Origin of the sequence: Streptomyces sp. NPDC003077 (genome assembly GCF_040611095.1) — a bacterium.
Lineage (GTDB): Bacteria > Actinomycetota > Actinomycetes > Streptomycetales > Streptomycetaceae > Streptomyces.
The window spans coordinates 19,168-40,759 of the sequence record NZ_JBEXNM010000024.1; the positions used below are offsets into that span (position 1 = coordinate 19,168).

The window sequence follows — 21,592 nt, forward strand, 5'->3', positions numbered from 1 at the left end:
CCTCTGGTGGGGGCGCCGGCACGCCGTCAGGCCAGGGCACGGCCGCCGACGCGGCGCCGCTCGTCGGGTGGCTGCCGCGTCCGGTGGACGAGATCTTCGGCCCCGGCGCCACGGCCGAGGAGGCGTACGACCTGCTCACCGTCGATGTACCGGCGGACGCCTGGATCACCGCGCTGACGGCCGCCCGCGACGATCTGGGCTGCGCCTACTTCGACTGGCTGAGCGCGGTGGACGAGCCGGGCACCGGCTTCCGGGTGTGCGCGCACGTGGCCGCGCTGCCGGGCGCCGGGGGCGCGGGAGCGTCGGGGAGCGCGGGGGAGTCGTGGAGCGCCGGGGTGCCGGGCGCGCCCGGTTCCGTGCGCCGGTTGCTCGTACGGACCACCGTCCCGCATGGCGCGGCGGTGCTGCCCACCGCCGTCGACGTGTACGCGGGCGCGGGCTGGCACGAGCGCGAGACGCACGAGATGTTCGGCGTGGACTTCACCGGCCACCCGCACCTCGTCCCGCTGCTGCTCCCGGAGGGCTTCGAGGGCCACCCGCTGCGCAAGGACTTCGTCCTGGCGGCCCGGGTCGCCAAGGCGTGGCCCGGCGCGAAGGAACCCGGCGAGTCGGAGCACGGCGGGCCCAAGCGCCGCCAGATGCTCCCGCCCGGCGTCCCGGACCCGAACGAGTGGGGCCCCCTCAAGGGCCAGCTCCCGGCTGCTCCGGCGCGCCCCGCGCGCGGCGCCCGGGCGGCGGGCGCGGCAGGCGGTGCGCCGGGGCGCGCGACGGCGGGTTCGGCCGGGCGTGCGCCGGCGGGCGAGCGTCCTGTGCGCCGGACGCGTTCGGCGAGCGCGGGCTCGACGAGCCAGCGGGCGGCGGAGCCGGCGGGCGAGACGCCGGTGAGCGAGACGCCGGTGACTGGGGCTGAGGCTGCTGGGGCCGGTGAGGCTGGTTCCGGGGCCGGTACGGCTGCTGCCGGTGCCGGGCCTCGTCGTTCGCGTAGTGCGTCTGGTGGCTCGGCGAGTCAGCGAGCGACGGCCGGGGTGTCGGGTTCGGGGGAGGCGCCGGAAGCCGGTGGCGCTGAGACATCTGGTGCCGGTGCTGCGCCGGGTGCCGGTGGGCCTCGTCGTTCGCGTAGTGCGTCCGGCGGATCGGCCAGCCAGAGGCAGGCCGGAGCGGGGGATGCATCCGCGGCCGGTGGCGGTACCGGTGCCGCTCCCGCGTCGCCTCGGCGTTCGCGTAGTGCTTCCGAGGGATCGGCCAGTCAGCGCGCTTCTGAAGGGGCGGCCGGCCGGCCTGCACCCGAGAGGCCGGCGAGCCAGCGTCCCGCGCGGCGTTCTTCGGACGCGCCGTGGCACCACGCCCGTCCGAGCACGGACGAAGCGGACGCGCAGGACGTCACCAAGGCGCCTGCTCCGGGCGAGACCGACGCGCCCGCTTCGGATGACGCCAACGTGCCAGCTCCGGACGAGGCCAAGGCATCCGCTCCGGGCGAGGCCAACGCGCCCGCTTCGGATGACGCCAAGGCGCCAGCTTTGGGCGAGACCAAGGCGCTTGCTCCGGACGAGGCCAAGGCATCCGCTTCGGACGAGACCAACGCGCCCGCTCCGAACGACACCGACGCCCCCGCATCGCAGGAGGCCAACGCCCAAGAGCCGGCCTCCACCCCCACCTCCCAAAAAGACGACCCCAAACCCCCCACCCCCCAGCAACAAGACGCTCCCAAGCCCCCCACCCCGCCGACAGGAGGCGACACCCCGTGAGCGACGCGCTCGACATCGCGTTGCGGCTGATCGCCGTGTTCGTCGTCTTCCTGGTGTTCCCGCTCGTCATCGGGCAGACCGAGCACAAGGTCATGGCCCACATGCAGGGGCGGCTCGGGCCCATGTACGCGGGTGGCTTCCATGGGTGGGCGCAGCTCGTCGCGGACGGGGTGAAGTTCGCGCAGAAGGAGGACGTCGTACCGGCCGGGGCGGACCGGCGGATCTTCCAGCTCGCGCCCGCCGTGGCGCTGCTGCCGTACCTGCTGGTGCTGGTGGCGATCCCGATCGGGCCGGACAACGCCGTGGGCCAGGTCGTGGACGCGGGGATCTTCTTCGTCCTCGCCGTCATGGGCGTGGGCGTGCTCGGGTCGCTGATGGCGGGCTGGGCGTCGGCGAACAAGTTCTCGTTGCTGGGCGGGCTCCGTACGGCCGCCCAGCTCATGGCGTACGAGCTGCCGATGCTGCTCGCCGCGGCCTCCGTGGCGATGGCCGCCGGAACGCTCTCGCTGCCCGGCATCCTGGACGCCTTCCACTGGTGGTGGGTGCCCTGGCAGATCGTCGGCGGGCTGGTCTTCTTCACGGCGGGGCTGGCCGAGCTGCAACGGCCGCCGTTCGACATGCCGGTCGCCGACTCCGAGATCATCTTCGGTGCGTACACCGAGTACACCGGTCTGCGGTTCGCGCTGTTCCTGCTCGCCGAGTACGCCGGGATCGTCGTGCTGTGCGCCCTGACCTCCGTGCTGTTCCTCGGGGGCTGGCACGGGCCGTTCGGCGCGGATGGGCTGGGCTGGCTGTGGACGCTGCTGAAGACGGCGGTGCTCGCCTTCGGCGTCATCTGGTTGCGGGTCAGTTACCCGCGCCTCCGTGAGGACCAGCTCCAGAAGCTCGCGTGGACGGTGCTGATCCCGCTCGCCCTCGCCCAGATCGCCCTCACCGGCGTCGTCAAGGTGGTGATCTCCTGATGGCCGCGGGGAAGACACCGGGCCGCCTCGGTTCCGGACTGGCCAAGGGGCTGGCCGTCACGCTGCGGACGATGACGAAGCGCTCGGTCACCGAGCAGTACCCCGACGTCCAGCCCGACCTGGCGCCGCGCACGCGCGGGGTGATCGGGCTGTTCGAGGAGAACTGCACGGTGTGCATGCTGTGCGCCCGCGAATGCCCGGACTGGTGCATCTACATCGACTCCCACAAGGAGACGGTGCCGCCCGCCGCTCCCGGTGGGCGCGAGCGCAGCCGCAATGTGCTGGACCGTTTCGCCATCGACTTCTCGCTGTGCATGTACTGCGGGATCTGCGTCGAGGTGTGTCCGTTCGACGCACTTTTCTGGTCGCCCGAGTTCGAGTACGCGGAAACGGACATCCACGAGCTGACCCACGAACGCGACAAGCTGCGCGAGTGGATGTGGACGGTCCCGGAACCGCCCGCGCTCGATCCCGCCGCCGAGGACCCCAAGGAGATCGCCGCCGCCCGCAAGGCCGCGGACAAGCTCGCAGCTCAAGAACGTGCCGAGGCGGAAGCCGTCCAGGAACGGGAGCGGGAGCGGGAACGCGAACGGGAACGTGCCGAGGCCGAGCAGGCGGCCCGGGCAGTCGAAGCGGCCCAGGCGGAACAGGAAGCCAAGGAAGCCCGGGCAGCCGAGGAGGAGCAGGCCACCACCGACGCGCCTCAAGCAGACCAGGCCACCCCGCCCATCGCGCCCCCCGACCACCACCACCGCCCCCCAGAGCAGAAGGAGGAGGGAGAAGCGTGACGCTCGCCGCCGCAGCCGGCCACGGCTTCCTCTCGCCCACCGGTGTGGAGATCGCCTTCCTCCTCGTCGGCATCGTCACCCTGGGCGCGGCCGTCGTCACCGTCACCACCAAGCAGCTCGTGCACGCCGCCCTGTGGCTGGTCGTGACGCTCGGGGGCGTCGCCGTCGCGTACCTGCTGCTGACCGCCGAGTTCATCGCCTGGGTGCAGGTGCTGATCTACGTCGGTTCGGTCGTCGTCCTGCTGCTGTTCGGGCTGATGCTGACGAAGGCGCCCATCGGCCGGTCCCCGGACGCGGACTCGGGCAACCGCTGGGCCGCCCTCGCCGTGGCGCTCGCCTCCGCCGCCGCGCTGGTCTGGGTCGTCGTGGACGCGTTCCGTACGACGTGGATCGATCTGGACGGACCCGGGGCCGTGCAGGGCTCCACCGACGTGTCGGGCCGCAGCCTCTTCCAGCACTGGGTGCTGCCCTTCGAGGCGCTGTCCGTCCTGCTCCTGGCCGCCCTCGTCGGCGCGATCGTCCTCTCCCGCAAGCACGGCGGCGCGTCCGGCGACCCGGCCCGTGGCGCCCGCCGCACCGGAGCTTCCGTCCGCACCGCGCGCGAGCCCGGCAGCCCCCGGACCGGCAGCCCGGAACCCGGCCGCTCCGGAACCGGCGGTCCCGGGCCCGCCACCCCCGGACCCGGCCGCACCGGAGAGGAAGCGCGCTGATGCACCTCGCCTATCCGGCCGTCCTCGCCGTCCTCCTCTTCTGCGTCGGCCTGTACGGCGTGCTCGCCCGGCGCAACGCGATCCTGGTCCTGATGTCCGTCGAGCTGATGCTCAACGCCGTCAACCTCAACCTCGTCGCCTTCGACGTCTGGCTCCGCGACACGCTGCACGCGGGCCAGGCGCTCACCCTGTTCGTGATCGCCGTCGCCGCCGCCGAGATCGGCATCGGCCTGGCGATCGTCCTGCTCGTCTACCGCAACCGCGGCAGCTCCGACGTCGACCGGCTGCGCGACCTCGCCGAGCAGCCGGACGGCGCCGACGACGCCGACGACGAGGGGGCCGGCACGGACCCCGACCACCACCCTCGCCCGGACCGTGAGGCGGAGGCCGCCGCGTGACCATCACGACCACTGCCGTGCTCGTGCCCCTGCTGCCCTTCCTCGGGGCGGTCGCGGGCCTGTTCCTGGGCCGCCGGGCGCCCGGCTTCGTCCGGCCGCTGGCCGTACTGCCGACCCTCGCCGCCACCGCGCTGGCGATCGTGGTCGCGGTCCGACAGGGCGGCGGCGCGGCCGTCGACGCGGCGACGCAGCTCACCCCCACCGGGTCGGTGCCCATCGACCTCGCCCTGCACCTGGACGGCTTCGCCGCGCTGGTCGCCGTCCTCGTCGGCGTCGTGGCCTCCTGCGTGCAGCTCTACTCGACGGGCTACCTGCGGGACGATCCGCGCTACCCCTCGTACGCCGCCCTGGTCTCGCTGTTCACCTCCGCGATGCTGCTCGTCGTCTACTCCGGCGACCTGATCGTGCTGCTGGTCGGCTGGGAGATCATGGGCATCTGCTCGTACTTCCTGGTCGGCCACTACTGGGAGACCGAGGCCGCCCGTGCCGCCTCCCTGAAGGCCTTCCTGGTCACCAAGCTCGGTGACGTCCCCTTCCTGTTCGGCCTCTTCGCGCTGGCGGCGGACGCGGGGACGTTCCGGATCACCGGCATCCTGCACACCGTCGCGCACGGCGGACTGGACCACCCCACGCTGATCGCGCTCCTGCTGCTGGCCGGCGTCGCGGGCAAGTCCGCGCAGTTCCCGCTGCACACCTGGCTCCCCGACGCGATGGCGGGCCCGACCCCGGTCTCGGCCCTCATCCACGCCGCCACGATGGTGGCGGCCGGTGTCTACTTCGTCGCCCGGCTCCTTCCCGTCTTCACCGCCTCCGCGGCGGCGCTGGTCGTCCTCGCCGTCATGGCCGCGATCACCATGATCGGATCCGCCCTGGCCGCCTTGGCCCAGGACGACATCAAGCGGGTGCTGGCCTACTCGACCGTCGGCCAGCTCGGCTACATGACGGGCGCGCTGGCCGTCGGCGACCGCGGTGCCGCCGTTTTCCACCTCCTGTCCCACGGCGCCTTCAAGGCGCTCCTCTTCCTCGGGGCGGGCGTGATCATCCATGCCGCCGGCACGAACTCCCTCGCCGCCATGTCCCGCATGTCCGGCCTCTCCCGGCGGATCCCGGACGCCTTCTGGACGATGACGGTCGCGCTCCTCGCCCTCGCCGCCATCCCCCCGTTCGCCGGCTTCTTCTCCAAGGAAGCCGTCCTGGGCGCCGCCGAACACGCCGCCATCGGCGAGGCGCACGGCGTCCCGGGCGCGGCCGGATGGACCGTCCTGCTCGCCGGTCTGCTCACCGCCCTCCTCACGGCCGGTTACGCGACCCGGCTGTGGCTGCTCGCCTTCCGTTCCCCTGCTGCCCGCCGCCCGTGGGCCGACACGGCGGGTGGGGGCGTCAGCCCGGGGACGGCCGCGAGCCGCGCCGTGCCGTACGCGGACGCGGCGGCCGGAGCGGCGTCCCCCGGTGCCGGCGCCCCGGCCGGGGCCGCCCCGACGGGCACCGGGGCGGTCGCGACCGTCCCGGCCGGAGCCACCGCCGACCCGCGCGCCGTCGAGGCCCCCGACCACGGCCGCCAGCCGGTCGTCATGAACGCCGTGCTGTGGGTGCTGTTCGTCCCCACCGTCGCGTTCGGCCTGGTCACCCCCTTCCTTCCCGACTGGTTCGACGGGCGGTCGCTCGCCCCGACCGCCACCACCTCCGTCCTCGGCACCGGCGTGGCGCTCGTCGGCGTCCTCATCACATACGCCGCCTGGCGCCACACCACCGCTCTCGCCGCCCGTACGCCGATCGGCGCCGTGACCGCGAACCCGGACGTCACCCCCGCCGCCTCCGAGGAAGGCGCCATCGCCACCCACCCCGTCGCCTACGGGGACAACGCGAGCGCCCCCGACCCCGCCGACCCCGGCCGACTGCTCCTGGGACGGCTGCACCGGTACGCGGCCACCGGCTTCCGGCTCGACGCGGTGTACGACGCGCTGTTCGTCCGGCCCGTACGGGCCGCCGCCCGGCTCGTCCGCTTCCTGGACCGGGAGGTCGTCGACACGTACGTGCGCGGCGCGGCCACCGCGCCCCGCTGGCTGGGCGCGGCCGTCCGGCGCGCCCAGACCGGCAACGTGCAGACCTACCTCGGCGCGCTGCTGGCCGGCTCGCTGGTGCTGGCCGTCGCCGCCGTCCTCGTCGCCACGGGCACGGGAGCCTGACGATGCGAACCGCGACCCTCCCGCCGAAGCCGCGTCAGGCACCCGCCACGGACGGCCCGAACCCGGCACCCGGCCTCAACCCGGCACCTGGCCTCAGCCCGGCACCCGGGCTCAACCCGGCGTCCGGCCTCGCCCCGGCGTCCGGCCCGAGCCCGAAGCCCGATCGGGGATCGGAACGGGCCCCGGGCCTGACCTCGGTTACCCCGAGCCCGACGCCCGACCGGGGCTCGGTACGGATCCCGGGCCCGGCCTCGGCCACGCCTGCCTCAAACCTGGCCTGGGCTGTCCCGGGCCTGGCCTCGGCCCCGGCTGCACCAGGCGTGCCCCCGGCCACCCCGAGCCGGGCGGCCGGCCCAGCTCCGAGCCCCGGACCGGCCGCCACCCCCGCACGACGGGTCCCCGTCACAGAACCCGCCGCGCGCCCCCAGGCGCCGGAAGCACCGACCGACAAGGCCCCGGCGGCTCCGAAGCATTCGACGGCACTCCGGACCCCGGCAGCCCCCGAGGTGCCGACCGATCCGGCAGCCCGCGAGGTGCTGGCCGCCCCGGCAACCCCCAATGCTCCGGCCAGCCCGGCCAGCCCGGCCAGCCCGGCCAGCCCGGCCAATCCCGCAGCCCTGGCAACCCCCGAGCCCCCGGCCCGGTCCTCGCGCACCCCCAACGCCCCGGCCTCGCACACCCCCGTGGCGCGAGCCCTGCACGTCCTCCGGTCCCCGCACGTCCCCCGGCCCCGGGCCCCGTACGCCCAGCCGATCACCTCCTTCCCGGCCCGGCCCGCCGGGGCCGATGCCACTCCGAGGAGGGCCTGACCCCGTGAATCACACCGTTATGCAACTCCTCCTCGCGGTCGTCGTCGTTCTCCCCCTCGTGGGTGCAGTCGCGGCCCTGCTCCCGGCGCCGCCCGGCCTCAAGGGCCGCAGCCCCGAGCAGGCCGTGCTGCGCCACGGCGTCACCGTCACCGGTGTCGTGCTGGCCGCGGCCATCGCGCTCGCGGTCGGCTTCGACCACGACCACCCGGCGCGGATGCAGGCCACCACCGACATCAGCTGGATCCCGGCCCTCGACATCCGTATCCACCTCGGCATCGACGGCATTTCCCTCCCCCTTCTCGTCCTGACCGCGCTGCTGACCTTCCTGTGCGCGCTGTACTCCTACAGCCACCTGCCGAAGGGCCCGTCACCCAAGGCGTTCGTGGCGCTGCTGCTCGTCCTGGAGTCCGGCACTCTGGCGACCTTCGCCGTCCTCGACCTGGTGCTGTTCTTCCTCGCCTTCGAGATGGTGCTGATCCCGATGTACTTCCTCATCGCCCGCTGGGGCGGTGAGCACCGTGTCGCCGCGGCCTGGAAGTTCATCCTCTACACGCTGCTCGGCTCCGTCGTGATGCTGCTCGGCCTCCTCCTCATCGGCCTGAAATCCGGCACGTTCGACATGGTGGCACTCGCCACTGACAACGGGCCGAAAGCCCAGCTCAGCCACACGATTCAGATCCTGGCGGTGCTCGCCGTCGGCATCGGACTGGCCGTCAAATCGCCGATGTGGCCGCTGCACAGCTGGCTGCCCGACGCGCACACCGCCGCGCCCACCGTCGGCTCCGTGCTTCTGGCGGGCGTGCTGCTGAAGATGGGTACGTACGGATTCGTCCGGATCGCGCTGCCCATCGCGCCGGACGGCATGCACACCTTCGCGCCGTACCTCGCGGCCTTCGCCGTGGCGGGCATCATCTACGGGTCGCTGGCCTGCCTGGCGCTGGCACGCCGGGGCGCGAAGGGCGACCTCAAGCGCCTCATCGCGTACAGCTCGGTCGGGCACATGGGCTTCGTCCTGCTCGGCATCGCGACCATGACCCCCACCGGCGTCAACGGCGCGCTGTTCGCCAACATCGCGCACGGACTGATCACCGGCCTGCTCTTCTTCCTGGTCGGCGCCCTCAAGGACCGGTACGGCACCAGCGACCTGGACCAGCTCGCGGGCCACACCGGCGCCGCCCTCTACGGCCGGGCCCCGCGCCTGGGCGGCCTGTTCGCCTTCGGCGCCATCGCCTCCCTGGGCCTGCCCGGACTTGCCGGCTTCTGGGGCGAGATGCTCGCCATGTTTGGTGCCTTCCAGCCCGCCGCGGGCCTCAGCCGCCCCGCCTTCCTCACCTTCATGGCGCTGGCGGGCCTGGGCACCCTGCTCACCGCCGCCTACCTGCTGATCGTCGTCCGCAGGGTGTGCATGGGCGGCCGGACGGAGGAGTCGGCACGCCAGCCGTACGGAAGCGGAACCGGCGTCGGCACCGGCACCGGCACCGAACCGGACGGAGGCCCGACCGCCCCCGCCCCCGCGGCCCCCGCCACGACCGGGAGCACAGCCACCGCCACCGCACCCGCCACAACCACCACCCTGGCCCCGGAAAACCAGGGCGGCCCCACCATCCCCGACATCGCCCGCCACGAGTACGCCGCCTGGTCCCCCCTCGCCGTCCTCACCGTCGTCGCCGGACTGTGGCCCGCGGCCCTCCTCGGCCTCACCGACCCGGCCGTCCAGCAACTCCTCGGAGGCGGTAAGTGATGCAGTCCCTGATCCAGTCCGTCGACTGGCTCGCCATCGCGCCGCCCACCATCACGGCGGTCGTCGCCCTGGTGGTGCTGGTCGCCGACCTGTTCGTCCCCGAGGCGAGGAAGCCCGTCCTCGGCTGGATCGCCACGGCCGGCCTGGCGATCGCCGCGCTCAGCCTGCTGCCCCTCCTGGACGGCGACCGCCGCACCTTCTGCCTCGTCACCAAGCCGGACGTGTGCAGCTACACCGCCGACCACTTCACCGTGATCCTCCAGTTCCTGGTGCTGGCCGGGGCGCTGCTGACCGCACTGCTGTCCGTGGACACCGTCAAGGACCACCGGCTGCCGGCCGGCGAGTTCTGGTTCCTGCTGCTGTCCTCGGCCGCCGGCGCCGCGCTGCTGCCCGCCTCCCGCGACCTGGCGACGCTCGTCATCGCCCTCGAAGTGGCCTCGCTGCCGGTCTTCGCCCTGGTGGGGCTGCGGCGCGGGGACCGCCGCTCCTCAGAGGCGGCGCTGAAGTTCTTCCTGTCCTCGGTGACCGCGACGGCCGTCATGCTCCTCGGCGTCAGCTTCGTCTACGCCGCCACCGGGAGCCTGCACCTGTCCCAGGTGGCGCGCGCCCTCACCGACCTGCCGGACCCCCGGCTTGCGACCCTCGCCGCGACCGGCGTCGCGCTCACCCTGGTCGGCTTCGCCTTCAAGACCGCGGCCGTCCCGTTCCACTTCTGGGTACCCGACACGTATGTGGGCGCGCCGCTGCCGATCGCCGCCTACCTGTCCGTCATCGGCAAGGCGGTCGGATTCACCGGGCTGATCCTGGTCACGGTGCGGGGTTTCCCCTCGTACGCGCACGTCTGGGGACCGGCGCTGGCGGTGCTGGCGGCGCTCACCATGACGGCGGGCAACGTCGCCGCGCTGCGACAGCGCCCCGGCCGCGCGCACAGCGCCGTCCGCCTGCTGGCCTGGTCCTCGGTCGGCCAGGCCGGGTACCTGCTGGTCCCGATCGCCGCCGCCGGTTACGCGGACGACCCGGCGCACGCCGTCGGCTCCACCGTCGCCTACGCCCTGATGTACGCGGCGGTCAACCTGGGCGCCTTCGCGGTGGCGGCCCTCGTGGCCCGTACGCACCCGCGCAACCGCGTCGCGGACTACCGCGGCCTGTACGCCGTCCGGCCGCTGTCCGCGCTCGCCCTCGGGTTCTTCCTGCTGTGCCTGGCGGGCCTGCCGCCCGGGATCATCGGCCTGTTCGCCAAGGTGACGGTCTTCTCGGCGGCGGTCGACGCGGGCCTGGGCTGGCTCGCCGTCGTCATGGCCGTCAACGTCGTCATCGCGCTGTACTACTACCTCCAGTGGACGGCGCTCCTCTTCCGCCCCGCCGAGCAGCCGGCCGACACCGCAGCCGCCCCCGCGACCACCCCCGCCCGGCGCACGGCCATCCCCGCCCCCCTGGCCACCGCCATCGCCCTCGCCGCCGTCCTGGGACTCGCCCTGTCCGGCGCCCCCCAACTGGTACTGCGCTTCGCCTCGGGCGCGCTCCTGTAGGAACATCGGCGCGCTCCTATCAGGAACTCGGGCGTGCTCCTGTAGGAACACCGGCGCGCTCCTATCAGGAACTCGGGCGCGCTCCCGTAGGAGCGAAGGCGCTTCCCTACAGGAACGAAGGCGCTTCCTACAGGAACGGGAACCCTTCCGTGTGGCCTGTGGGGGCACACTCCTCACGCGCCCCCACAGGCCGCACGACCCACCAGCCAGAGGCGCCCCCACCACACCTCGCGCACCCCACGCCCTCCCCGGCGCACACCACCCCTCCCGACGCCCCCCGTCCCGCCCCCGCCCGACGGGGAACCGTGCCCTCTCATCTGGCGTTGACCAGTAAGGAAGGGTCCACTGGAAGGTGGAGCACACCACTGGAGCACCACGCAAAGGGTTCCCCTGCCGCACACCTGGAGGGCGTACCGTGCACCGCCGGCACAACGGGCTCAGGACCGCCGTACTCCTCGGGGGACTGTCCGCACTCATCATCGTCATCGGCAGTCTCTTCGGCCGTACGGGCCTGATCGTCGCGGTCCTGGTCGCCCTGGGCACCAACGCCTACGCCTACTGGAACAGCGACAAGCTGGCGCTGCGGGCGATGCGCGCCCGGCCGGTCAGCGAGTTCCAGGCACCCGGCCTGTACCGCATGGTCAGAGAGCTCTCCACGGCCGCCCGCCAGCCCATGCCCCGCCTGTACATCTCGCCCACCCAGGCCCCGAACGCCTTCGCCACCGGCCGCAATCCGCGCAACGCCGCCGTCTGCTGTACGGACGGCATCCTCCAGCTCCTGGACGAGCGCGAGCTGCGCGGCGTGATCGGCCACGAACTGAGCCACGTCTACAACCGCGACATCCTCATCTCCTCGGTCGCCGGAGCGCTCGCCTCAGTGGTGATGTTCCTGGCGAACTTCGCCTGGCTGGTCCCCGTAGGGCGCTCGGACGACGACGAGGGGCCCGGCATCGTCGGCATGCTGCTGATAGCGATCCTCGGCCCGGTGGCGGCCTCGCTGATCCAGCTCGCCGTCAGCCGCTCCCGCGAGTACCAGGCCGACGCGTCCGGCGCCCAGCTCACCGGCGATCCGCTCGCCCTCGCCTCGGCGCTGCGCAAACTGGAGGCCGGCACGAAGCAGCTCCCGCTGCCGCCCGAGCCCCGCATCGAGACCGCCAGCCACATGATGATCGCCAACCCGTTCCGGGCGGGCGAGGGACTGTCCAAGCTGTTCTCCACCCACCCGCCCATGCGCGAGCGCATCACTCGCCTGGAGCAAATGGCAGGTCACCGACCGTGAAAACGCTTCTGAACCTCATCTGGCTCGTCCTCTCCGGCTTCTGGCTCTTCCTCGGCTACCTGCTCGCGGGCGTGCTGATGTGCGTCCTGATCATCACGATCCCCTGGGGCATAGCCGCGTTCCGCATCGGCGTCTACGCCCTGTGGCCCTTCGGGTACACGACGGTCCAGCGGCGCGACGCGGGCGCCGCGTCCTTCCTGGGGAACGTGATCTGGTTCCTGCTGGCGGGGTGGTGGCTGGCGATCGGGCACATCGTGACGGGCATCGCCCTGTGCGTGACGATCATCGGCATCCCGTTCGGCATCGCCAACTTCAAGCTGATCCCGGTGTCCCTCGTCCCCCTGGGCCGCGAGATCGTCCGCACGGACCAGCCCTTCGCGACCCGCTGATGGCTGTCCCGCTGAGGTCGCCCCGGGGTCTCAGACCCGGGTGTCGGGCCCGGGGCGTCAGGCCCGCACGAGCCCCTGGTGCCCCACATACCGCTTGAACCCCAGCGGCGTCACCCCGGGAAGCCCCTGGATGAACGTCATCACCGCTCCGTCACTCCGCAGCGAGGACTCGACCATCCGCTCGTGCGAGGCCACGTCCCCCCACTCGCTGTAGTTGAAGACCCGGGTGCCGTCCTCGCTGATGTGGAAGTGCGAGGCGATCGACCCCTGCCCGGGCTGCACCCCGCCCATCATTTCCAGCAGGCCATCGACGAGCCGCCGGGCGGCCTCGTGCCCCGTCGTCTCGAACCGGACGGTCACGATGCACCCGGGCTGCGGACGCTCCCCCTGAGGCAGCAGACTCCGGTAGTACCGGAAAACCCGCGGCCCCGAAACCTCCTTCCCCACAACGGCCGCCATCCGCGCCCGCAGCCCCGAACCCTCGCCCCGCACGAACTCCTCGTGCGCCGCGTCACTCGTCCACTGCCCGTAATTGAGCACCGTCCGGCCATCCGTCCCCGCGTAGAAGACCCGCGAGACGAACCCCTCCGGCAACGGCGTCCGCACCCACGCCCGCGTCCCCTCCGCCAGCACCTCGCGCTGCCGCTCGGGGCTCCCCACGTCCCACTCGCTGATCAGGACGCGGCCGACCCCCGGCCGCCGCACCTCCGGCAGCCCGTCGATGACGAACCCCTCGTCCCGCTTGCTCCGCACATCCGTCTCGTAACGCTCGCTGCTCGTCGTCATGAAGCGATCGTCATCCCTCAACCAAACTTGAGGTCAAGCCGTCAAGCCGTCAAGCCCGTTCTCGCGCCGGAACCATCCCGCCCGCGCGCGGCAGCTCGGATTCCCGCTACCTGGACATTTCCCGGCGAAATTTGGCACGGTAAGCGCCGCCGGCCCAAAAATAAAACAAGTGGCCGAAATTTCCCGGGAGTTCCACCGTGCCCTCCTCGCGCCTCGCACCCGAAACCGCCGCCTTCTACGCCACCCAGAGCACGTTCTCCACACCCGGCGACCTGACCCACCTCTACGACGACCTGCCCACCGACCCACGAGAACTGGCCGTCATCGCCCGAGGGCTGATGCTCAACCGGGTCGAGGGCGAGGACTTCGGCTACGTCATCCCCGAGGACCGCCTCCACGACGACGCCGAAACCCGCTACCTCGACGACATCCTGCGCGTCATCACCGCCCGGAACCCCGCCCCCCTGACCCGGCGCCGCGACCCCGCCGACCGCTTCGTCGGCATCTGCCGCGACACCTCCCTGCTGTACTGCTCGCTCCTGCGCCACGCCGGCGTCCCCGCCCGGCTGCGCTGCGGTTTCGCCGACTACTTCGGCACGGACGGCTTCCACGCCGACCACGTCGTCACCGAATACTGGGACGACGCACGCGGCTGGCTGCTGGCCGACGCCGAACTCGCCGACCCGCAGGTCACGCACGAAGGCGACTTCGACTTCATGGACGTCCCGCGCGACCGCTACCTGGTCGCGGGTGCCGCCTGGCAGGCCGTACGCGCGGGCGAGGCCGACCCGAAGACCTTCGGCCTCCAGCCGCCCTCGGGGACGCTGGTGGGGGAGTGGTTCGTCGCCGGCAACGTCCGGCTGGACCTCGCGGCACTCAACAAGACCGAAACGCTGCTGTGGGACGTCTGGGGCGCGGACGTGGACAACGACGACGCCATAACGGACGACTTCCGCGCGCTGTACGACGAGGCGGCCCGGCTGACGACCGGCGACGTCCCGTTCGCCGCCGCCCGCGACCTCTTCCTGCGCCACGAGGGGCTGCGCACCCCGAAGATGATCCTGTCGGTGGGCGCCTTCACGGGGCCGCGGGAGGTCGTTCTGCGGTGACGGGGGCTGGTCCCCAGTGAGGCGACGAGGCCGTGCGGAGGTCGTGCCGCGGGACGGGGTCCGTGACGTGACGGAGCCGGTGCGGAGATCGTGCCGCGGGATGGGATCCGTGACGTGACGAGGTCGTGCGAGGCCGTTGCGCGGGCCGGCCCGTGACGCGACGAAGCCGCGCGAGGCCGCCCTGCGGGGCGGGGCCCGTAACGTGACGGGGCCGCCGCCGGGAAGTCCCGGGGCGGCCCCGTCACGCTCACACATGTGTCCACCCGGCCGGGCTCGGGCCCGTACGGCCGGAAGGGCTTACGCCGGCGATGTCACCGGTAGTTCACGAACTGGATCGCGAAGTCCAGGTCCTTGCCCTTCAGGAGCTGCTGGACGGCCTGGAGGTCGTCGCGGCTCTTGGAGCTGACGCGCAGCTCGTCACCCTGGACCTGCGCCTTGACGCCCTTCGGGCCCTCGTCGCGGATGATCTTCGCCACCTTCTTGGCGTTCTCCTGAGAGATGCCCTCCTCGATGGAGGCGAAGATCTTGTACTCCTTGCCGGACGCCTGCGGGTCGCCCGCGTCCAGCGCCTTCAGGGAGATACCGCGCTTGACCAGCTTGGACTGGAAGATGTCGAGGACAGCCTTCACGCGCTCCTCGGCGTTGGCCCGCATCTCGATCTTCTCGCCCGACCACGCGATCGACGCGCCCACGCCCTTGAAGTCGTAACGCTGGGAGATCTCCTTGGCGGCCTGGTTGAGGGCGTTGTCGACCTCCTGCCGCTCGACCTTCGAGACGATGTCGAAACTGGAGTCGGCCATGTTGAGTTGGCTCCTCGTACGTAGATTCGTCAGGTGTGCGACCGTCTGCCGGGTCGCCACCGCAAGCCTAGTCACAGCGGGGCGGGGCGACCCCGGAAGAACCGGGTGGCGGACCACCCCCAGCCATCGGGTATGGTTTACACCGTTGCCGCGGAAAACCGCAGAACAGCGGATCCGGGCAGCAACTTCTGGCGGTGTGCCCGAGCGGCCAAAGGGAGCAGACTGTAAATCTGCCGGCTCAGCCTTCCCAGGTTCGAATCCTGGCGCCGCCACACGAGGTGAAACGCCCCGTGACCTCTGGAAACAGCAGGTCACGGGGCGTTTTCCGTGCGCGCCGCCGACCAATGCCCTGTCTCGCTCTGTCGCGCGTTCAGTCGCTCTGTCTCGAAGCGTGTGGACGACGCGTGGACGAGATTCCTGGCCGCTCAGGCGTCGCGCCGACCGAGACGGGCGGAGATCTTTGCATTGGCCGCTTCGTCTCCGCCGCTCAGAAACTTGGCGTAGACGCGGAACAGGACGGCCACGCTGTGACCGGCGCGTTTCGCCACGAGCTGAGGTTCCACGCCCGAGCTGAGCCACGTGGAGACCGCGGCGTGACGCAGGTCGTACGGCCGCTTGGCCAGCGTCGATGCCTGCTGTGCCGGGGTCAGCGCGCGCGATCGCGCTTCGGCCCAGACTTCGCCGTACCCGGTGTCCTGGATCAGCCCTCCGCGCAGCGTGCGGAAGACTCGGCCATCCGGGGCGGTGCCGTACGCCGTGACGTGCCACCGCAGCAGCGCGACCAGCTCTGGAGGGATGGGCACCTCCCGGACCGCTTTGCGTGACCGGTGCTTCAGCCATCGCGTGTCGTGAGATTCACCACTGTCCGTCCAGGCCGCACCCGATCGTGGGCGCGTCTCCTTGAGGCGCAGCTTCCCCCAGCCCCGGCGCGGAAGGTCGCAGGCGGAAAGCCGGAGGCCGATGACCTCCGCCGGCCGTGCCGCGGCGTAGTAGATGCAGCCGAAGAACGCCACCAGGCGCCGCCCCCGCGGGCTCTGCTCCCGTACGGCCGCCAAGAGCTTCGCCGCTTGTCCCGGGTCGGGCACACAGGCCGGGTCCACCTCCTCTTCCACCTGTTCGGGCGCCTTCCACTGGACGCGGGGGAGCGGGTTGTCCGCGAGGAGGCCGGCGTCCACCGCGTACCCCAGCGCGTTGTGGAAGATCGCTCGCTTCCTGCGAATCGTGCTTGCCGCCGCCGTCGTCCCGTCCAGCTTCTTGGTCAGGGCGTTCAGCGCGGCCCGTACCCGCATCCGGTCGGATAAGCCGGAGACGGGCACGGTGTGCCGCTCGAACCAGGACAGCGCCTTCACCACCTCGGCCGGCGGGTACTGCTCCCAGCGGTTCTTGTTGAAGGCCCAGCTATACAGCGCTGTGCGAACGGTCCGGGGGTCCGGCATGCCCTTGGTGTCCTTGACCAGGGCGGGTGTGACCGTCGCCAGGGCCTCCGCCAGCGTCCGCCGCGTGGACGCGGGGGAGGCGTCCCACTTCATGTCGATGTACCGGCGAGCGTGCTCGTACCACGAGATGTCGCGCTGCTTGGCAAGCAGGGACTTCGGCAGGCCCGTGTTCACGTCGAACGGCTCTCCCGCGCGGGCCGCCGTGATGAGCTGGGCCCGGCGGCTCTCCGCCAGGCCCAGTGTCCGGAACGACTCCGCATGCGGCTGGGGACCCACCTTCCAGCGGACTTGGTACGGGGACCGCGAGTCGCGCTTGCGGATGGCCCAGACCTTGACCGCGTAGCTCCATTCGGTCACGCGGCATCCAGCTCTTCGAGGAAGGCGTCCAGGGCACTCCGGCGGACGCAGATGCGGCCGGTCGGGGTGCGCAGCGCCTCCGGCCCGTAACCGTGGTTGCGCCACCGGTACCAGGTAGCCCGGCTGATGCCGATCTCGTCCAGTGCAGCACTCAAGGGGAGCAGCTCGTCTTTCGGGGTACGGCGGCGGCGTGCGGGCATGACCATGCCAGTCCTCCTTCGGGCAGGGAGAGGGAGGAGGGGGCCGCGGCCCCCTCCAGTAGTCCGCTACATCCGCTACGTCCGCTACAGCGCAGGTCAGGGGCCTGTTTTCTGTAGCGGACGCGTGACGTGTAGCGGATTGGTGCCGCTACACCGGCCGATCGACATCAGCGGATGTAGCGGTTTCAGGGGCCGTGTAGCGGATGTCGGGAAGCCCTTCCGCTACAGATTCACCCCCGCTGACCTGCGGTGTAGCGGTTGTAGCGGATGTAGCGGACTTTTCGGGGGGTGGGGGGCAGTAACGGGCCCACGCGTCGGCAAGATCCTCGGCGTAGTACCCGCGGGGAACCGTGCCGCCGGCCGTGCGGATAGGCCGGGGCTTGATCGGTTTGTTGGCAGCGGTGACGTACTGACCGAGAAGCCGGGCCAGGCCGCGGGGGTTGAGAGCCTTGCCGCCCATGTCGGCCCACGGGGCGTCATCCATGGAGGTCAGACATTCCAGGATGGCGGCGGTGGGCATGCGGTCGCTGCCGCAGAACACGGTGTCCCGCAAGTCGGTCAGCAGCCGGATGCCAAGGGACGCCTCGTCGCCCTCGTTGGCGGCGGCCACCAGCTCGACGCATGCCGCACGGGCGCGCTCGGGCCAGGCTCCGCCGGCCGCTTCGGCGACCGCGAGCAGGGGTTCCCACACGTCCGCCGGGCGGTCGGTGATCCCGTCGGGCAGGGTGGGGAAGGCGCCGTCCACGTCGCCGCGGACAGTCTCAGCCCAGGCTGCCAGCCGCTCGCGCAGGGCGTTGCCCTCCGCGGTGTGGAGGCGTTGCCGGAAGGGTTCGACTCGTTCGTTACGGGCCCGGCGACGCATGCGGATGATGACGGAGCGGGTCAGGATGGTGTCGGGCAAGGAGCCCAATCCGGCGACCGCCACGGCGCAGTAGGAGGGGAAGGCCACCACGCTCTGAGCGTCGCCATCCCTCACGCACCGGTAGGCGACGCCGCTCCGGCGGTGGCCGGCGTTGAGGAAGCCGCGTAGCTCCTCGGTTTCCCCGCCGGCTTTGGGCCCGAACACGGTGTCGATCTCGTCGAAGAGGATGGTGGGACGGCCGTCTCCGAACAGGCCGGTCACGGCCCGGAACAGGGCCGCCACGCTGGCGTTGACGGCCACCATCGGGTACGGCACGAGCGTTTCGATGATCTCCAGTGCCCGGGTCTTCCCGGACCCCGGTTCGGGGGACAGGAAGGCCAGACGGGGCGTGGAGTCGAAGCAGTCGAGCAGATGAACGTGAGCGTCCCATAGGGCCACCGCGACGTACGCGGCTTCCAGCGGGAAGACGTTGAAGCGGCGGTGAAAGGCTTCCACCTCGTCCAGCAGCGCGGCCCCGGGCGGTGTGTCGGGGGCGGTCCCGGTCACGTGGCGTCCCTCCCTTCGGCGACGGACGGGAAGGAGGAGGAGGGCGCCCTTCGGGCGGCGCCCTTTTGGCCGCACGGCCGCCGACGCACGCCGGGACGGATCGGCGGAGTGCGGTAGGAGGAGGTGAGGGGTGTGCTCTTAAGGCGGGGGATGGTGGGGGCGCTCATACCGGCGCCCCTTGCGGGTTGTGGGTGATGGACCAGTTCAACGCGCTGGTAATGGTCGGCACGCACTCGCGCTCCCGAAGGCCGGCCGCCTCCCCTGCCTGCTTAAGAGCCTCCTCAACCACCACGCGCGGAAGGTCGCCGCTGGCCACTAGACGCCCCAGAGCACGCGCGGCCCGGGTCAAGGTCGAGTTGCGCACCCCTTCGGGGGCGCTGGCCACGGCGGCGGTTTCGTTGCGCAGGGCCGCCGCGGCGTAGGCGGTGGCCCTGCCGTTGTCGACGGGCCGCGGAAGCGGACGGACGGGGCGTGGGGCGGGCGTCAGGGCAGCGAGCAGCCACCCGGGCAACGGGACAACCGGGGCGTCGTGTACCACCTCGTACGTGGCGCCGTGGACGATGCTGCCCGTGCCGACGACGTACCCGCCATTTGCGCGGGTGTCGATGTGCGTCCCGAGCGTGCCCGCGGTGTTGTGCAGCCGTAGGTCCGACGGGGCGGTGAAGTACAGGTGACGGCCGCCGCCGGCGGTCCGCACCGTGTAGGTGGCGGGGACAGGCTGTCCGGCGCGCTCGCAGAGCGCAGAGAAGGTAGTCGCGCCGTCAGGCGCGTCCTTCTCGCTTTTCCCCTTCGGCACGTCCAGATCGATCACGACCAGGTGAGAGGGGCCGGTGGCGATGCCGACGTTGTACGGGGCGTGTGCCCAGCATCGGTGGATGCGGTCCGGGGTGGTGGTCGCGCGTTGTTCCCATCGGCGGTGTCCGTCAGCGCACTCGCCAGTACCGGGGCAATGAGCCTCCCCATGCAGGGCCGGACGTTTGTCGCCGGGCCGGAGCGGGTGGACGTGCCAGCCGCGGTCGGCGGCGGCCAAGGCTGCGGCGAGTAGTCGCGGCCGGAGTGCGCTCGTGATCAAAGTAGAGGTCATGCCGCAGCCCTCCCGTCCCCGGCGCGCCGGACTGCGGCGGGGTGGGCCCCAAACAACCACCCATAGGCGTGGTGTGCTTGTTGGGGGACGACCCCGTTGCCGATGATTTTGAGTTGTTCCCTGCGGGGGATGCCGGGAACGGCGGTCACCCAGCCGGTGGGGAGGCCCATCATCCATTCCGCGAACATCGGGTTCAGCCGACGGTTGCCGCGAACGCCCGGCTCGGTGGGGCAGGGCGCGGGCCGCCCGGTCGCCTGTTCCCAACGGCGGATGGCGGGGCCGTAGTCGGTGCCGTCGGCGGCCACCCAGCGACTGTCGAGCCGGACGGCTTGGCCGGGCAGGTAGTACCGTCCCTGGGTGTCGCGTTGGTTGGGGCCGCCGTGCGGTCCGTCCAACGCCTTCGGTGTGGGCAGCAGGTTGACGACCACTTCGTTGAGCGGGCGCGCGTTGCGGCCGAGCAGGTTGGAGGCGCCGGACTTCCAGTCCCGGGCGGCCGGGGTGGGCAGCAGGCTGCGGACGGCGTCCGTCAGGGTGCTGCCGTACCCGTGCCCGTACGGGGTTCCGTCGGCCCGGAAATTCGCGGTTCCCCTTGAGTCGGCCGCTGTGGGTGTGGGCAGCAGGCCCCCGCCTCCGGCGGGAGAGAGAGCAGGAACACGACCTCGTCCTCCAGCGTCGGGCCGTGCCCGCCCGCCTTCCGCTTGGCCGGAGGCTGAGGACCGCCATTGATGCCAAGCTGCGCGGTCGGGGTTTTCAGTAGCGGGATAGGCAACTGTGAACCAGCGGTCCCGAGTGTGGGGCGCACCGGTTTCGGGGTCACTAGCTCGTAGGCATGTCCAGCGCGCGTCATACCCGAGCGTGGCCAAGTCCGCGGCGACGACGTCCAACCCCCGCGAGCGGAGCGCCGCCACGTTTTCCAGGAAGACGAGGCGCGGTCGAACGTGGCGAACAGCTTCAGCGACGTTTTTCCAGACGCGCGACCACTGGCCATGGATTCCATCCCTTCGTCCGGCGTTGGAGATGTTGCGGCAGGGGAAACCGGCGCTGATCACGTCGACCCGGTGGTGGTCGCGGACGCGGCGCCAGTCGGCGTTGTCCACGGCGGTGATGTCCCCGAGGTTGGGCACACCGGCATAGCGGTAGGTGAAAACGGCGGCGGCGTGCGGGTCGTTCTCCGCGAACGCGACCACGCGGGCATCAAGCCCTGCGCGGAGCGCGATTTCCAGACCGCCGTAGCCGGCGCACAGCGCCAGCACACGGGGCCGGGAAGCCGCTCGCCCGAAGTGGGCAGGATGGGCCATGCTGGACTCTCCAGTTCTCTTGAGTGGGCTGGAGTGCCGGGGCGACCGCGAATCTTTGGTCGGATGGGTGGTCGCCCCGGGCGCAGTTAGAACGGCGGTTCTTCCTGGGACGCGCCGCTTGCGGCGGCGGTCTGGTCCTTCGCGCCGATGCGGCTCTGACCGTTCGTTCCGGTGTCCCACGAGGTGGCGGCGGGCACGCCACTTGAGGCGGTGCGCTTGACGGTGGCCTCCGCGAAGCGGAGGGAGGGGCCGATCTCATCGATCTCCACGGCGAGCATGGAGCGGTTGTCGCCGTCGGGGGTCTGCCAGTTGTGCTGGCGGATGCGGCCGTACGCGACCACGCGGGTGCCCTTGGTCAAGCTGCCCGCGGCGTGTTCGGCCAGCGTGCGCCATGCGGTGCAGCGGAAGAACGTCGCGGTACCGTCCCGCCACTCGTTGGCTTGCCGGTCGTAGGCACGGGGAGTGGACGCGATGGTGAACCGGGCCATGGGCTGGCCGTTGGGGGTGTATCGGAGTTCGGGGTCATCGGTGAGATTGCCAATGATGGTGATCGGGGTTTCTCCGAAGGTCATGGCGTG

General features: G+C 71.7%; 19 protein-coding genes and 1 tRNA gene. 12 read left to right on the forward strand and 8 right to left on the reverse strand.

Translation table 11 applies throughout. From position 1 onward, the window contains the following. Nucleotides 1–83: 83 nt before the first annotated feature. From ABZX96_RS18060 to ABZX96_RS18105, 10 genes are all read left to right on the forward strand, one after another. The gene (locus tag ABZX96_RS18060; protein ID WP_355545358.1) at nucleotides 84–1,745 is read left to right on the forward strand and encodes an NADH-quinone oxidoreductase subunit C; all 1,662 of its coding nucleotides are present in this window, start codon (nucleotides 84–86) and stop codon (nucleotides 1,743–1,745) included. After that, nucleotides 1,742–2,707, forward strand: a complete 966-nt coding sequence (locus ABZX96_RS18065; RefSeq protein ID WP_355545361.1) for a complex I subunit 1 family protein — start codon at nucleotides 1,742–1,744, stop codon at nucleotides 2,705–2,707. Before ABZX96_RS18060 ends, ABZX96_RS18065 begins: the two co-directional genes overlap by 4 nt. After that, nucleotides 2,707–3,495 carry an NADH-quinone oxidoreductase subunit I gene (locus ABZX96_RS18070; protein WP_355545364.1) on the forward strand — a complete coding sequence of 263 codons (789 nt, stop codon included), beginning with the start codon at nucleotides 2,707–2,709 and terminating at the stop codon, nucleotides 3,493–3,495. Before ABZX96_RS18065 ends, ABZX96_RS18070 begins: the two co-directional genes overlap by 1 nt. After that, nucleotides 3,492–4,205: an NADH-quinone oxidoreductase subunit J gene (locus ABZX96_RS18075; protein WP_355545367.1), complete on the forward strand. Its 714-nt coding sequence runs from the start codon at nucleotides 3,492–3,494 to the stop codon at nucleotides 4,203–4,205. Before ABZX96_RS18070 ends, ABZX96_RS18075 begins: the two co-directional genes overlap by 4 nt. Next, the gene (gene nuoK, locus ABZX96_RS18080; protein WP_355545370.1) at nucleotides 4,205–4,603 is read left to right on the forward strand and encodes an NADH-quinone oxidoreductase subunit NuoK; all 399 of its coding nucleotides are present in this window, start codon (nucleotides 4,205–4,207) and stop codon (nucleotides 4,601–4,603) included. The genes ABZX96_RS18075 and nuoK overlap by 1 nt, the downstream gene beginning before the upstream one ends. Then, entirely contained in the window at nucleotides 4,600–6,789 is a 2,190-nt protein-coding gene (locus ABZX96_RS18085; protein ID WP_355545373.1) for an NADH-quinone oxidoreductase subunit L, read from the forward strand. Before nuoK ends, ABZX96_RS18085 begins: the two co-directional genes overlap by 4 nt. Nucleotides 6,790–7,617: 828 nt before the next feature. Then, a complete protein-coding gene (locus ABZX96_RS18090) occupies nucleotides 7,618–9,339 on the forward strand; it encodes an NADH-quinone oxidoreductase subunit M (protein ID WP_355545591.1) in 1,722 nt (573 codons plus the stop codon). Next, nucleotides 9,339–10,868, forward strand: coding sequence for an NADH-quinone oxidoreductase subunit N (locus ABZX96_RS18095; RefSeq protein ID WP_355545376.1), 1,530 nt, complete (start codon nucleotides 9,339–9,341; stop codon nucleotides 10,866–10,868). Before ABZX96_RS18090 ends, ABZX96_RS18095 begins: the two co-directional genes overlap by 1 nt. A gap of 415 nt (nucleotides 10,869–11,283) precedes the next feature. After that, complete coding sequence (gene htpX / locus ABZX96_RS18100) at nucleotides 11,284–12,147, forward strand: zinc metalloprotease HtpX (RefSeq protein ID WP_355545379.1); 864 nt, start codon at nucleotides 11,284–11,286, stop codon at nucleotides 12,145–12,147. Further along, nucleotides 12,144–12,536 carry a YccF domain-containing protein gene (locus ABZX96_RS18105; RefSeq protein ID WP_355545382.1) on the forward strand — a complete coding sequence of 131 codons (393 nt, stop codon included), beginning with the start codon at nucleotides 12,144–12,146 and terminating at the stop codon, nucleotides 12,534–12,536. The genes htpX and ABZX96_RS18105 overlap by 4 nt, the downstream gene beginning before the upstream one ends. A 57-nt stretch (nucleotides 12,537–12,593) precedes the next feature. Here ABZX96_RS18105 and ABZX96_RS18110 read toward each other — a convergent pair whose 3' ends face one another. Beyond that, complete coding sequence (locus ABZX96_RS18110) at nucleotides 12,594–13,322, reverse strand: hypothetical protein (RefSeq protein ID WP_355545385.1); 729 nt, start codon at nucleotides 13,320–13,322, stop codon at nucleotides 12,594–12,596. A gap of 197 nt (nucleotides 13,323–13,519) precedes the next feature. Between ABZX96_RS18110 and ABZX96_RS18115 the strand changes: the two genes are divergently transcribed. Next, on the forward strand, nucleotides 13,520–14,431 hold the full coding sequence (locus tag ABZX96_RS18115; protein ID WP_355545388.1) for a transglutaminase-like domain-containing protein: 912 nt from the start codon (nucleotides 13,520–13,522) through the stop codon (nucleotides 14,429–14,431). 311 nt (nucleotides 14,432–14,742) lie between these two features. On the opposite strand, the gene ABZX96_RS18120 is transcribed toward ABZX96_RS18115, so the two are convergent. Then, the gene (locus ABZX96_RS18120) at nucleotides 14,743–15,231 is read right to left on the reverse strand and encodes a YajQ family cyclic di-GMP-binding protein (RefSeq protein WP_355545391.1); all 489 of its coding nucleotides are present in this window, start codon (nucleotides 15,229–15,231) and stop codon (nucleotides 14,743–14,745) included. A 190-nt stretch (nucleotides 15,232–15,421) separates the two neighbouring features. Between ABZX96_RS18120 and ABZX96_RS18125 the strand changes: the two genes are divergently transcribed. Next, nucleotides 15,422–15,503: transfer RNA gene (locus tag ABZX96_RS18125), tRNA-Tyr, on the forward strand. Nucleotides 15,504–15,656: 153 nt separating this feature from the next. Here the strand turns inward: ABZX96_RS18125 and ABZX96_RS18130 are convergent. The 6 genes from ABZX96_RS18130 to ssb form a co-directional block, all read right to left on the reverse strand. Beyond that, a complete protein-coding gene (locus ABZX96_RS18130) occupies nucleotides 15,657–17,024 on the reverse strand; it encodes a site-specific integrase (RefSeq protein ID WP_355545394.1) in 1,368 nt (455 codons plus the stop codon). Further along, complete coding sequence (locus ABZX96_RS18135) at nucleotides 17,021–17,230, reverse strand: helix-turn-helix domain-containing protein (protein WP_355545397.1); 210 nt, start codon at nucleotides 17,228–17,230, stop codon at nucleotides 17,021–17,023. The genes ABZX96_RS18130 and ABZX96_RS18135 overlap by 4 nt, the downstream gene beginning before the upstream one ends. A gap of 142 nt (nucleotides 17,231–17,372) precedes the next feature. Continuing rightward, nucleotides 17,373–18,632, reverse strand: coding sequence for a DUF3631 domain-containing protein (locus tag ABZX96_RS18140; RefSeq protein ID WP_355545400.1), 1,260 nt, complete (start codon nucleotides 18,630–18,632; stop codon nucleotides 17,373–17,375). Between the two features lie 163 nt (nucleotides 18,633–18,795). Continuing rightward, nucleotides 18,796–19,716, reverse strand: coding sequence for a bifunctional DNA primase/polymerase (locus ABZX96_RS18145; protein ID WP_355545403.1), 921 nt, complete (start codon nucleotides 19,714–19,716; stop codon nucleotides 18,796–18,798). Continuing rightward, the gene (locus ABZX96_RS18150; RefSeq protein WP_355545405.1) at nucleotides 19,713–21,014 is read right to left on the reverse strand and encodes a DNA cytosine methyltransferase; all 1,302 of its coding nucleotides are present in this window, start codon (nucleotides 21,012–21,014) and stop codon (nucleotides 19,713–19,715) included. The genes ABZX96_RS18145 and ABZX96_RS18150 overlap by 4 nt, the downstream gene beginning before the upstream one ends. Nucleotides 21,015–21,100: 86 nt before the next feature. Continuing rightward, nucleotides 21,101–21,586, reverse strand: coding sequence for a single-stranded DNA-binding protein (gene ssb, locus ABZX96_RS18155; RefSeq protein ID WP_355545408.1), 486 nt, complete (start codon nucleotides 21,584–21,586; stop codon nucleotides 21,101–21,103). Nucleotides 21,587–21,592: the final 6 nt, after the last annotated feature.